Annotated in this window: 13 protein-coding genes; 3 read left to right on the plus strand and 10 right to left on the minus strand. The window is 33.3% G+C overall.

Translation table 11 applies throughout. The features are described 5' to 3' along the window. The first annotated feature begins 3 nt into the window (after nucleotides 1-3). Entirely contained in the window at nucleotides 4-687 is a 684-nt protein-coding gene (gene modC / locus ACGH6R_RS02970) for a molybdenum ABC transporter ATP-binding protein (protein ID WP_411598863.1), read from the plus strand. Here the strand turns inward: modC and ACGH6R_RS02975 are convergent. The 4 genes from ACGH6R_RS02975 to ACGH6R_RS02990 all read right to left on the minus strand — a co-directional run bounded on the left by ACGH6R_RS02975 (nucleotide 666) and on the right by ACGH6R_RS02990 (nucleotide 3,588). After that, a complete protein-coding gene (locus tag ACGH6R_RS02975) occupies nucleotides 666-1,427 on the minus strand; it encodes a UDP-2,3-diacylglucosamine diphosphatase (RefSeq protein WP_411598864.1) in 762 nt (253 codons plus the stop codon). The genes modC and ACGH6R_RS02975 overlap by 22 nt on opposite strands. Beyond that, nucleotides 1,411-1,902 carry a peptidylprolyl isomerase B gene (ppiB, locus tag ACGH6R_RS02980; RefSeq protein WP_065559211.1) on the minus strand — a complete coding sequence of 164 codons (492 nt, stop codon included), beginning with the start codon at nucleotides 1,900-1,902 and terminating at the stop codon, nucleotides 1,411-1,413. The genes ACGH6R_RS02975 and ppiB overlap by 17 nt, the downstream gene beginning before the upstream one ends. A 75-nt stretch (nucleotides 1,903-1,977) precedes the next feature. Beyond that, nucleotides 1,978-2,829, minus strand: coding sequence for a bifunctional methylenetetrahydrofolate dehydrogenase/methenyltetrahydrofolate cyclohydrolase FolD (gene folD, locus ACGH6R_RS02985; RefSeq protein ID WP_411598865.1), 852 nt, complete (start codon nucleotides 2,827-2,829; stop codon nucleotides 1,978-1,980). 69 nt (nucleotides 2,830-2,898) lie between these two features. After that, the gene (locus ACGH6R_RS02990; protein ID WP_267361175.1) at nucleotides 2,899-3,588 is read right to left on the minus strand and encodes a DUF2884 family protein; all 690 of its coding nucleotides are present in this window, start codon (nucleotides 3,586-3,588) and stop codon (nucleotides 2,899-2,901) included. A gap of 379 nt (nucleotides 3,589-3,967) precedes the next feature. On the opposite strand from ACGH6R_RS02990, the gene ACGH6R_RS02995 reads away from it, so the two are divergent. Further along, on the plus strand, nucleotides 3,968-4,234 hold the full coding sequence (locus ACGH6R_RS02995; protein WP_220216757.1) for a GrxA family glutaredoxin: 267 nt from the start codon (nucleotides 3,968-3,970) through the stop codon (nucleotides 4,232-4,234). Between the two features lie 60 nt (nucleotides 4,235-4,294). Here ACGH6R_RS02995 and tsaB read toward each other — a convergent pair whose 3' ends face one another. From tsaB to rfaD, 3 genes are all read right to left on the minus strand, one after another. Continuing rightward, nucleotides 4,295-4,978 (minus strand): tRNA (adenosine(37)-N6)-threonylcarbamoyltransferase complex dimerization subunit type 1 TsaB, encoded by a 684-nt coding sequence (gene tsaB / locus ACGH6R_RS03000; protein WP_411598866.1) that lies wholly within the window; start codon nucleotides 4,976-4,978, stop codon nucleotides 4,295-4,297. A 30-nt stretch (nucleotides 4,979-5,008) separates the two neighbouring features. Continuing rightward, on the minus strand, nucleotides 5,009-6,913 hold the full coding sequence (locus tag ACGH6R_RS03005; RefSeq protein ID WP_411598867.1) for an ATP-dependent DNA helicase: 1,905 nt from the start codon (nucleotides 6,911-6,913) through the stop codon (nucleotides 5,009-5,011). A 318-nt stretch (nucleotides 6,914-7,231) separates the two neighbouring features. Then, on the minus strand, nucleotides 7,232-8,158 hold the full coding sequence (gene rfaD, locus ACGH6R_RS03010) for an ADP-glyceromanno-heptose 6-epimerase (RefSeq protein ID WP_267351293.1): 927 nt from the start codon (nucleotides 8,156-8,158) through the stop codon (nucleotides 7,232-7,234). A gap of 284 nt (nucleotides 8,159-8,442) precedes the next feature. On the opposite strand from rfaD, the gene ACGH6R_RS03015 reads away from it, so the two are divergent. Further along, nucleotides 8,443-9,450 carry a glycosyltransferase family 9 protein gene (locus ACGH6R_RS03015; RefSeq protein ID WP_411598868.1) on the plus strand — a complete coding sequence of 336 codons (1,008 nt, stop codon included), beginning with the start codon at nucleotides 8,443-8,445 and terminating at the stop codon, nucleotides 9,448-9,450. A gap of 60 nt (nucleotides 9,451-9,510) precedes the next feature. On the opposite strand, the gene ACGH6R_RS03020 is transcribed toward ACGH6R_RS03015, so the two are convergent. From ACGH6R_RS03020 to msbA, 3 genes are all read right to left on the minus strand, one after another. Continuing rightward, nucleotides 9,511-10,440 (minus strand): sugar glycosyltransferase, encoded by a 930-nt coding sequence (locus tag ACGH6R_RS03020; protein WP_411598869.1) that lies wholly within the window; start codon nucleotides 10,438-10,440, stop codon nucleotides 9,511-9,513. Between the two features lie 11 nt (nucleotides 10,441-10,451). Then, nucleotides 10,452-11,399, minus strand: coding sequence for a glycosyltransferase family 8 protein (locus ACGH6R_RS03025; RefSeq protein ID WP_411598870.1), 948 nt, complete (start codon nucleotides 11,397-11,399; stop codon nucleotides 10,452-10,454). A gap of 151 nt (nucleotides 11,400-11,550) precedes the next feature. Beyond that, nucleotides 11,551-13,320, minus strand: a complete 1,770-nt coding sequence (gene msbA / locus ACGH6R_RS03030; RefSeq protein ID WP_411598871.1) for a lipid A ABC transporter ATP-binding protein/permease MsbA — start codon at nucleotides 13,318-13,320, stop codon at nucleotides 11,551-11,553. Nucleotides 13,321-13,344: the final 24 nt, after the last annotated feature.

The following is a 13,344-nucleotide window of genomic DNA, read 5'->3' on the forward strand; positions in this document are numbered from 1 at the left end:
TAAATGATGTTAAAACTTGATGTAAAAAAACAACTTCCCCGTTTTTTATTTGAATTTAAACTTCAAATTCCTTGTCAAGGTGTGACTGCCGTATTAGGGGTATCGGGTGCGGGTAAATCGACACTAATTAATTTGATTAATGGTTTAATTAAACCCGACCATGGTTTTATCCAACTTAATGGCACAACCTTATATGATGAAGAACTAAAAATTTTTGTTTTGCCTGAAAAAAGAGATATTGGTACCGTATTTCAAGATCCTTTGCTCTTCCCCCACTACCGAGTCATAAAAAATTTAACCTATGGTGCAAAAAAAATCACAATGTCACGATTTGATGAAATCGTCGATGTACTCAATATTCGCCCCTTATTATCACGCTATCCAGCCATGTTGTCAGGCGGTGAAAAGCAACGAGTCGCTATTGGTCGAGCACTATTAACTCATCCTAAACTATTATTAATGGATGAGCCTTTATCAGCGTTAGATATGCCGCGTAAAAAAGAGATGTTAAGCTACATCGAAAAATTGGTTAATGAACTAAACATTCCAATAATTTATGTCACTCATAACATAAACGAAGTCAAACGTATCGCTCACGATGTGGTTATTTTGGAACAAGGAAAATTATTAGATTATGGAAAAACCGATTCTATTTTACAAAGCGCTTATTTACAAGAGTGGTTATAAAGAGTTACTTGAGCACTATCTTTTTCTTGTTTAATATACGAAATACCATCATGCCATGCACCCAGTACAAGCCTTTTTACAGGTTTATTGTCCACTAAAAAATCATGAACAGCAGGTTTATGTGTATGACCATGCACCATAATATCTGCATGATAATGTTTCATCATACTGTCAACCGTTTGCTGATTAACATCCATAATATACGCTGATTTAACTTGATTACGTTCACGACTTTGTTGTCTTAATTTTGCAGCAATTTTCAAACGGATGAATAATGGCATCATTAAGAAAAGTTTTTGCAACCATCGGTTATGCATAACTTTACGAAACTTTTGATATTGAAGATCATCTGTACAGAGCAAATCGCCATGTAAAAATAGAATTTTTCCGTTTTGATTTGGTAAGCAATTTATATCTGGTAATAAGATCATATCACAAGTTTCAGCAAATCTTTTACCTAATAAAAAATCACGATTACCATGAACAAAATATTTTTTAATATGACGTTGAGAGAGTAATTTTAATGCATCTGCAACTTGATTTTGTAATTTAGAATTAACATCATCACCCACCCAATAATCAAATAAATCACCTAAAATGTAAAGTTCACTGTATTTAGGTAATGTGTCAAGAAACGAGAAAAAGCCTGCGCTAATATTAAATGAATCAGCCACAGGCTCACTATCTGATAAATGGATATCAGCGATAAAATAACGGACAGGATTATTCAACCGTGACACTCGTAATAATCACGTCTTCGACTGGAACATCGGAATGCATACCATTACGTCCCGTTTTAACCGCTTTGATCTTATCAACGACATCAAGTCCATCAACCACTTCGGCAAAGACACAATAGCCAAAACCGTTAACATCTGCTGAACGATAATTTAAATAATCATTATCAACCACGTTGATAAAAAATTGTGCTGTAGCTGAATGCGGATCTGATGTACGTGCCATCGCCAATGTACCACGATTGTTTTTTAATCCATTTGCGGCTTCATTTTGAATCGGTGCTTTCGTCTTTTTTTGTTTCATACCCGGTTCAAAACCACCACCTTGAATCATAAAATTATTAATAACACGATGAAAAATAGTGTTATTATAAAACCCCTCTTTACAATACTCGACAAAGTTTTTAACCGTTTCCGGTGCTTTATCATCAAAAGTATTAATTTTTATATCACCATATGTAGTGTGAAATACGATCATAAATGTTCCTTATTTTCATTTTTATTTAATGTAAATCTAACAAATAAACCTTAAATGAGTTTCGATTAATTGAACTCAATTACTTAATTTTTCACAAGCTTGAAGTGTATTGCTCATTAACATAGCGACCGTCATTGGCCCTACACCACCGGGAACAGGTGTTATCCAACCCGCGCGTTTTACGGCAGTATCAAATTCTACATCGCCAACAAGCTTACCGTCAGGTAAACGATTAATACCGACATCAATAACAATAGCGCCGGGTTTAATCCATTCGCTTTTCACATAATTGGCAATTCCGACCCCAGCGATAACAATATCAGCATTACTAACATGCTTTGCTAAATCGACCGTTCTACTATGTGTAATTGTCGTTGTGCAACCCAATAAAAGCAGTTCTAACGCCATGGGACGACCAACAATACTTGAAGCACCAACCACAGTGGCATTTAATCCAGATAAATTGATACCGGTCGATTCAAGCATTTTAACCACACCATAGGGTGTACATGGACGTAAAAGTGGATCACGCTGTAACAAATGACCAATATTATACGGATGAAAACCATCAACATCTTTATTCGGATCGATTCGTTCAAGCACTTTAGTTTTATCAATATTTTCAGGGAGAGGAAGTTGCACCAAAATACCATGCACATCAGATCGCTGATTTAATTCATCTATCAATGCTAATAATGCTTCAGTTGTTGATGTAGGAAAATCATAAGCAAATGAAGCAAAACCAACATCATCACAAGCTTTTTGCTTATTGTTTACGTATATTTTTGATGCAGGATCTGAACCGACTTGAATAACAGCAAGCCCAGGAATAGATAACCCATTTTCAACCCGAACTTTTACCTTATTAGCAATTTCGTTTCGTATTTGTTGTGCTAACGCTTTACCATTAATTATATGTGCAGTCATGAGCTTCTATACTTACTTATTTTAAACACTAAAGTCTTTATTTTCGCAAAAGTTGTTATTAATGTCTATTCACTTATCGTTTGCTTGACTAAGTTCAGATAATATCTGTTTATATTGTGTATCAACATTTGTAATTACCGAACAAATTTTACTATCAAAAGCTTTTAATTTTGGTTTTTGAGTTTTCCACTCATTTTTCGATATTTGTTTAATTCCCCCATAATTTTTGAACAGGCGAAAATGCAAAATACTATTACCGACAATATTATAAAAAATTCGTTGCCCAATCTGTTCACCATCTTTTTTTAAATTATTAAAATTTTTATAATAAAAATGGGTTTCATTATTTTCAGTGATAATCGATTGGTGTAATAAGTTTACTAATCGTTTATATAATTTTTTGAGTTGTTCATGTAATCCGCTATCATCATCCAATTTTGTAATAATGGCTTTTTTGAAGGTTGTATTAACTTCATCTAACAAGTTCAATGCTTGTTGTTCTAATTCTGGAAGTTGTTGACGTAAAGCACGCTGAAATTTTAATGCATTTTGCTTCAATTGAGGAGAAGGCGAAACCGACTGATTATTGAAAATAATCTTTCCTGTTGGTGAAATCAATAAATCATTTTTATCATTAAAAATATGGACATTCTGTTTACTTATTACAATGTCATAGCTGGGTTTTACTGCACACTCTTGGTTAGCAGCAAAAACAGTGAATGAATTAAACAATAATAAAAACAATAGTTTTTTTAACATATCAACTTTTATATATTAAGATTAGTTAAATTATAACCAGACTTTAAATAAAAAACATAACAAAATTTTTATTTGCCATAATAAAATGATCAATTACATGACATAAAAAAACGCCATTAACAAAACCATATTTAGCATAATAACAACGAAACTTATCTTTATAAACAATATTAGTTTAAAACTAGGTAAACACGTTTTTTAATAATTAACCGTTGTTAGAAATAATTAATTTAAAATCAGACGTATTCATTAATTTTAACAGCTAATAATAAATTATTAATAGGTTTAAACTATAAAATTAAATATGATTTAGTGCTTTTTTTTCTAGAAAAGTTAAGTATAGTAACTATTATTAAATAACATATAACCGAGGTGACCAATGTTTACTGTAATTTTTGGACGTTCAGGCTGTCCTTATTGTGTACGGGCAAAAGAATTAGCTGAAAAACTGTCTCAAGAGCGAGATGATTTTTCTTATCGTTATGTCGATATCAATGAAGAAGGTATCACTAAAGAAGATTTATCAAAAAGTGTTGGCAAACCTGTTGAAACAGTACCTCAAATCTTTATTGATGAAAAACCGATTGGCGGTTGTACTGATTTTGAAGCTTATGCTAAAGCACACTTAGGATTATTTAAAGAGTAGTTTAAACACTTTTCCTTGATTGGTTATTAATACTATGCCACCGTTTCAGTGGCATTTTTTTTAACGCCCTGGCAACTTCTTCCAAGTAACTTCGTTACGCAAATAAGTTGGTTCGACATCTTCAACATTCACTAACTCTTGTCTTTGCCATTTTTGGTTGGCAATAACAATCAAATCTTGTGCATGAGGTAACAAAAGATCGCTGCTTTTAATATCTGTTAACATTTCAGGATAAGTTTGCCAACCGGTACCTGCGCTATAATAGCCATCTGTACATTTTCGTTTGACTTTATCAGCGACCTTTTCAGGAGCAATCACGCATTCATCGATCATGGCTTGCCATTGCTCATTAACATATTGATATTGTCCTAAATAAACTTCGTTCATTCTGGCATCGATTGCGGCAATTACGTTTTTTGCTTGATTCAAACGTAAAGCGCCTTGGGCTAACGTCATCAATGTCGAGACACCAATCATCGGTCTGTCAATGCCTAACGCTAATCCTTGAGCAACGCCAATACCTATTCTTACACCCGTAAAACTACCAGGACCTTGTCCAAAAGCGATAGCATCAACTTGTGATAATAGGCAATCGGATTGTTTTAATATTTTATCCACCATAGGCAGTATCTGCTTGGTATGATCTCGAGCAGAAACAAGAAAATCATGCGTGATTTCATTTTGATATAATAGCGCAACTGAACACGCTTCAGTTGAGGTATCAATGGCTAAAATAGTACTCATTTTTTTTCCAAAATAGTCCGTTTTTAAAAGCTAGTGTTTGGCAAGCAAAAAATCAATAACTTTGTTCAGATCACGTGTTCGTGGCGACGGTGGCAAGCTATTAAGAAATATTGCGCCATAAGGTCTCATGACTAAACGATTATCACAAATAATGATTGCCCCTCGATCATCATGATGACGAATCAATCGCCCTACCCCTTGTTTTAGCGTGATCACTGCTTCGGGTAATTGCACATCATTAAAAGCATCGCCACCTTGTAATTGGCAATCTTCCATGCGAGCTTTAATCAAGGGATCATCCGGTGATGTAAAAGGTAATTTATCTATAATAACACAAGAAAGCGTATCCCCTCTAACATCAATTCCTTCCCAAAAACTACTGGTTGCAATCAATAGCGCATTGCCACTATTAATAAATTGTTCTAGAAGTTTAACTTTACTGGTTTCACCTTGAACTAATACTGGTAACGCTGTCAGTTCCCGAAACTGCTTGGCTAACGCATTCATCATCGCATAGGATGTACACAGAAAAAAACATCGCCCATTATTCGCCTCAATCACTGGTAATAGTAGCTCTACCAATTTTTCTGCAATGCCATGTTCATTGGGTGAAGGCATATAACGAGGAACGCACATTATCGTTTGGTGCAAATAATCAAACGGACTTTCTAATATTAACGAATCCGCATTTGTTAACCCTAAACGCTGGGTAAAATAGTCAAGTTGATTATTTACAGACAAGGTTGCTGACGTAAATATCCAGCTCCCTTTGCGTTCTGTTAGTAATTCCGTAAATTTATCCGAGACAGATAATGGCGTTAAAGCAAAGACAAAATGATGATGAGTGCTTTCATACCAATAACTAAAACCAGTCACATGGGTTTCAGTTAATCTATTAAGCAACGTTTTATATTGATTAACACGCTCAAAACAATTATCTAAAGTTGATGATCGTCCGACCGCTAATAATAAAACCTCATGACAAAAATTCAACGTATCAAAAAGGTAAGCTATCTCTTTTTTGACTGGTTCTTGATTGAATAAAAACCGCAGATTTCCTTTAGGTGCTTGTTGATTAATCACAAGACGTAAATCTTGCGTACATTTTTGCAATTTATCGACACACTGCTGCAACTGCGACATATCTTTAACTTCAGTTCGATAGGTAAGATTAATCTCTTTAGCTAAATCAAAAAGCTGTCGACTGGTTAGTTGTTGCCCAAAATAGTGACAAGCAAGATCGGGTAATTGATGTGCTTCATCAAAGATCATTACCTCCGCTTTAGGGATTAACTCCCCAAAACCGGTATCTTTCACAACAACATCGGCTAAAAATAGATGATGATTCACAACGACAATATCAGCGTTCATGGCTCTTTTACGCGCTTTAACCACATAACAATCGTTGTAATGTTCACAATCACTACCTAAACAACTATCATTAGTGCTGGTTAATATAGGCCATATCGCATTGTCTTCTGTTACCGTCGTACATTTACTAATATCACCATCTTTAGTTTTGATTGACCAATTTTTAACGCGAGCTAAATCAACCCGTAATCCTTTATCAAGGTCACCGGCTGCCGCGTATTGATGATATAATCGTTCCAAGCAAAGATAATTTGCTCGTCCTTTCAATAACGAAATTTTACCGGTGTAGTCTAATGCTTTTTTGATAATGGGCAGGTCTTTACTAAATAACTGCTCTTGAAGATTTTTCGAACCGGTTGAGATGATAACTTTTTTATCGCTCCGTAGCGCAGGAACTAAATAAGCAAATGTTTTTCCGGTACCCGTTCCCGCCTCAACAACCAATGATTTTTGTTTTTTAATTGATTCAGAAACTTTACTTGCCATATGTCGTTGTGGCTCTCTTGCCACAAAGCCTTGAATAGTTTGAGCAAGCAAACCATTTTCAGAAAAATCATCAATCACTTAAATGCACCTAATTTAAAAAGATAATTTAGTTTATATGTAAACGCTAGAAAGTTTATTTAAGGAATAATTCAATATAAAGAAAACATAGTATTTTCATAAAAAAGGGATGAATTGATTGTATTGGAATTGAACAACCCGTAACTTAAATAACCAATATACTATACCAATTATTTGCAGCCAGCACTAGATATTATTAAAAACTTGAGGAAAATTACTTTATCAACCCGTCCCTTAATGATATGACGATAAAACGGTTTATTAAGGGACGATGTTGTTAATATGATTAAAAATGCTATTGCCTAAAAAGCGTAAACTTTATTGGTTATTTAACCATTTCATGTATTCGGTCGTACCTTCGGTCACCGATTTGAATTGAATCGGACAACCTGAATTTCTAAATTTGGTTAAATCAGCTTGGGTAAAACGTTGATAACGTCCTTCTAAATGTTCTGGGAACGGTATATACTCAATTTCACCTTTTTTATGATAGTTAAGTACCGCATCAGCTACTGTTTGGAATGATTCAGCTTTTCCAGTTCCACAGTTATAAATGCCTGATACTTTATTTTCCCAAAACCATAAATTAACATCAACCACATCTTCCACATAAATAAAATCACGTTTGAAAGTATCACTTCCAGCGAATAATTTAAGTTTTTCGCCTTTGTGAAGCTGTTCATTAAGATGATATGCAACGCTTGCCATACTACCTTTGTGTGTTTCACGAGGCCCATAAACATTAAAATAGCGAAAACCACATACTTGTGATTTAGCCGTTGGTAATACTTGTCTTACGTATTGATCAAATAAAAATTTTGAATACCCATATACATTCAACGGTTTTTCATAAGCTCTATCTTCGATAAAGTTGTCGCTACGACCACCATAAGTTGCAGCAGAAGAAGCATATAAAAATGGTATATCAAATTCTAAACAGTAGTGTAGTAGATCTTTAGAATATTGATAATTGTTTTCCATCATAAATTTGCCATCCCACTCAGTCGTTGAGGAACATGCACCTTGATGAAAAATGACATCGATATTTAAATTTTCGTTGGATAAAATGGCGACAATAAAATCATCTTTATCCATATAGTCAGCAATATCGAGATCAACAAGATTTGAAAATTTTGTCCCATCTTTTAAGTCATCAACAACAAGGATATCTTTAAATCCTTTTTTATTTAGACCTCTTACAATATTACTACCAATAAATCCTGCTCCACCGGTCACAACAATCATAATAATTACCTTTTTAATTAATGAATAAAGATATTATATTGTATAATATCGTTATTTTCGAGTGTTCTTATTCAATCAGATTTAAATATTCTTTATTTGTTTTTCATAATTTGAAAAACATTTTATCTTATTAATGGTTATGTTTTACTGATACAAATTTTGGTACAATAAAAAAATCAAGACAAAACAATTAGACCTAGCCGATGCTTAAAAAAATTATCAATACAATTAGCAAATTAAACAGAAAACGAAATTATTTATTCAAAAATGTAAAACTTTTTATTTTGTCCTTTAAGCTGAAACGGTCTCAATTAGATTTATCAAAAATAGATAAAGTCACCATTCAAGCATGTAAAAATGGACTTGGCGATGCTGTTATCATATCAGGACTGCCTAAAATTCTCGCCACTCACGGTTTTGAAGTGACAGTGCTGACAAAAAAATCCAATGCTTTTTTATTTGAATCTAATCCTTATGTCAGTCAAGTTATTTGTCTTGACAGACCATTAACCAAATCACAGATTCGTGTTTTAAAATCTTTAGAATGCGATCTATTTATTGATCCAAACAATAGAACCAGTTATTCCAATTGGATTTTTAAGATCATCAAGAAAATAAAACCTAAACATACTATTGGCTTTAACTATCCCAATTGTTACCGTGTATATGACTCAATCATCACCTATACGGATTTTAGTGCACATTTTAGTCAAAGATTTAGGTATATTTTAAATAGAATTAATATACAAACAAGCGAAAATGATTACAAATATGATCTTCATTATTCCGATGAATATGATTTACAAGTTGAAGGTCTTTTATCTAATTATCCATCTAAAAAGATCTGTATTTTTAATCCTTATGCATCCTCAGATCGCCGAAGTTTTTCAAGCAAACAGGCACAAGATATTATAGATCTTATGTCGAGTTACCCCAATATAGTAACCATTGTCATTGGTTTGCCAGATAAAATCAGTAAATTACATCCATCACCAAATATAGTAATTAATCCACTCAATCATTTTTTTCATGCTGCGTCGTTAATTAAACATTGTGATTTTGTTATTTCGGTTGATACCTCTATTGTACATCTTGCCAATGCTTATAATAAACCTTTAATTAGTGTTTATAGTTCTGAGATTGATACTTTTGATCCCCGATATAAAAATAACGATGTGTATAAACCTAATTATGAAAATGCAATACAGATCATTGCACCCGAAAACTCAGCCCAAAATTTAGATATAATGAACTTAAAGCACTATATAGATCAGCTGACAATAAATCTTTAAATCAGATTTCACTTAAAAAATATTATTGTCATGAAGTTTATAAAGCTTAAGCTTACTCAGTTATAATGAATTAAAAATATCGTTATAAGCCTGTTTTTCGAAAATATCCGTATCAAGAGCACTATCTAAAGACATATTTTTAACCTCTACTTTTAACGCTTTCATGACAGAACTTGCGTGCTCAAAAGCAGGGAGAATATTTTTTTCAAAATCAGATGCTAATTGTGAATAGGTGATATTGTCTGGTGTTTCATAAAATCGAGGTAAATGGAAATTATTTAAATCAACACCAGCTAAATAAAGTTGGTTAAAACCTAAGTAAACGGCTATTTGAAGCGCCCAATAAACAACAGTTTTAGCCGGAAATACGCCATTGACAATATTTGTCTCAAAGGCTAACGGCTCATGTTCCCGATGATCATTATGATAGAAGTAAATACTTTTATTTCGGGTAGGATCTTTTTCAATTTCAGACAATGTTTGGATCGGTTGATAAGTCAGTTTGAACGCATCTTCAATTAACGCTATTTTACAACAGATGGATTGGTTACCGAAAAGATTTATGATTTTCACTAAACCATCAACTTGCAAAAATAAGAGAAGATCTGGGTTAGCAATAATTTGTTCTACAATCTCAGGTCGTTGAGAAAAAAAGTGAATATCCGTGATAACGTAAAAATTAAAGTTTATCTTGTCCTTTAGACAATATGAGCCATTTACCCCTAAAGTTAATACCGAAGGAGAGTGTTTAAACGTTATTTGATTAATGGATGGCCCAGAAGCAACCATGACTAATTGACCGGTAAAGGCATGTTTTAATGACTTAAGATCGATGATAGGAATCGAGATCCCTTTATAAGCAAAATCGACTATTTGCCCACAATCCCCACGAGAGATTTTGACATGAGGCCAACGTTTACGGTTATGTTTATAACGCTTAGAGTGCGTTAGTCGATAGATTACTTTAAACAATTCATCACTTAATTTCATTTTGATTAACTTTATTTTTTGTTTTTAAGTTTAATATACATAAATGCATATTTTAAGGCTTTTAATACATGACCACTTTTAAAGAATTTTTTTGCATAAACTCGGCAATCAGTTGGTCTCATTTTATCTTGATAGCTGTCTAAACAATTATCTCGCCATGGCGTAAAATGTTTATAAAAAAGATACCAATTCTGGGCAGCACCCACATGCTCATGGTACCAAGGTTTTCTCGCTCCCGTAAAATGAATAAAGTAAGGTAAATTTTTTTCAGTTTCAAAAAACTTATCTTTATTTTTTTCGTTAATCCATGTGAATAAGTAGTTCCAACTAGGATCAACGATTAACACATCATTTTGTAATACCATGTTAAGCGCATCTTGATCTGGATAACGCAACTGACCTTTATGCGATAATAAAAGCGTATTTACTTTATCTTCGGTGTTAAAATCATTCCAATTTTTTACATTAATGTATAAAAAACCTGAATTAAAATAATGTGTAGTCGACAAGTTTAATCGTTGAATATTTTTAGAAACGTTTTCATTATTTAATGAATCAATACCGGCCGCACACACGACATTATCGATGTCGATATTATTTATTGCAAATATATCTTTGAAACAAAGGATGTCAGCATCTAAATAGATTAATTTATCCACTTTTCCATTTAATAACCGCGGGACAAGTAGTCGAATAAACATGGAACGATTAAGATGCTTTATCGCATGTTCGTTATCATATTTGTCCAAACATGCTTTAGGTATAGGATAGACGATAATATCTGAGCTTAAACGACTCAATTGATCAATATCGTCTTGTTCGACATCATAAAGAAAAACATGAAATTTTAACGCATTGTTCAAATTGTTAAAATAGATTGATTGAATAGCTATCGCTACATATTTTAAGTAATTTTTATCTGAGCAAAAAGCGATGTTAATCGTATTATGTTTATTCATCTAAATTATTTCCATGATGCACCATTTACTACAAATAATATTTTTAAATTAAATATCTTGCAATTATTCTTTTTACCCTCAAAAATCCAATAGTATCGACTTTTCCGGTTTGACTAATACAGTTTTTGATTATAGTTTGCGTTCACTTAATTTATTGGAATTGTTTACCTGTATATAAATTAAAGTATATTCCTTTTTTCTCTAATAAAGCTGCGTGATTACCTTGCTCGATAATATGTCCATCATCAATGACTAGAATCTCATCGGCATTTTCAATCGTTGAGAGTCGATGTGCAATCACTAAAGATGTTCGGCCTTTTTGTAATTCATCTAACGCTTTTTGAATAGCACGTTCAGATTCCGTATCTAATGCAGAAGTCGCTTCATCTAAGATTAAAATAGGGTTGTCACGCAATAATGCTCTTGCAATAGCGATTCGCTGGCGTTGACCTCCTGATAATAATACGCCACTTTCCCCAACTTTGGTGTCAAAGCCTTTTTCAAAATTCATAATAAAATCATAAGCGAAAGCCTTTTTAGCGGCTGCTTCTATTTCAGCTTGTGAATACTGATCAAGTCGACCATATGCAATATTATTGGCAATGGTATCATTAAACAGAAAAACATTTTGCGAAACTAATCCAATTTGGTTTCTTAAACAAAATAGAGTTAAGTCTTGAATGTTATGTCCGTCAATCAATATTTCACCTTCAGAAATATCATAAAAACGTGTCAGTAAATTTGTGATCGTCGTTTTCCCTGAACCCGAACGCCCAACAAAAGCCACGGTTTTTCCTGCCGAAACAGTAAAGCTAATATCTTGGATCGCAAGTTGTTGTCGGGTTTCATACCCAAAACTAACATGCTTAAATTCGATATCCCCTTTTACACGCTCAATGTTAAGTTTACCCATGTCTTTTTCGACAGGTTGCTCCAAAATGGAAAAGAGTGTTTGACATGCCGCCATACCTTTTTGAAAACTCGCATTCACACTGGTCAAACTTTTAATAGGTTGCATAAGCGCAACTAAGGAAGAAAAAACAACCGTAAACTCACCCGCTGTGATATTTAAATCTGGATTACTTGCCGTTAATAAGACAAAAGCAATTGCAAATGAAATAACTAACTGAACAATTGGGGTAGAGAGCGCTGAAATAGAGACAAGTCTCATACCGTCACGACGAAACTTATTACTTATTTTAACAAAATTGTTCGACTCTTCGTCTTGTGCACCAAATACGATGATCTCACGATGTCCTTTTAACATTTGTTCAACAGACATGGTGACATTACCCATTGAATTTTGCATGTTTTTAGCTAATCGTCGGAATTTCACAGAAATAAACGTAATTAAACCAATAACAATGGGAGTAATGATGATCAGTGACAATGATAATTGCCAACTGTTATAAAACATCGTATAAAATAATCCACAAATAAACGCTGATTCACGAATAATGATAATTAAAGCATCGGATGATGACGAGGCTACCTGATCGGTATCGTAAGTTATACGAGACAATAATCGACCATTCGAATTTTGATCGTAATAACTAACCGGCGCATCGACAAAATGGTTAAATAACCTTTGTCTAATCCGCATGACAATTTTTCCAGAGATAAATGCTAACGAAACCGAATAGCCGTAGTTAGCTATACCTCGTAATAAAACCAACCCAAAAATATAGAGGGGAGCCATAAGTAAAAAACTTTTATCACCATCACTAAACCCTCTATCTAAAAGGGGTTTTAATATTGCAATGAGTGATGTATCGGCAAATGCACTTAAGAAAAGTAATAATACAGAGACAAATAAAATGAGTTTATGCTCAATAATATATGGCCACAGTTTCAAAAACGTTTGCCATGTTGATGAATCTTTATCGAGATCATGCTTTTCTTGTTGATGTTTTTTAGTCATATTGTTCTTCATAAATAAATTAAT

Source organism: Gilliamella sp. CG13, assembly GCF_046635805.1.
GTDB lineage: Bacteria > Pseudomonadota > Gammaproteobacteria > Enterobacterales > Orbaceae > Gilliamella > Gilliamella apicola_I.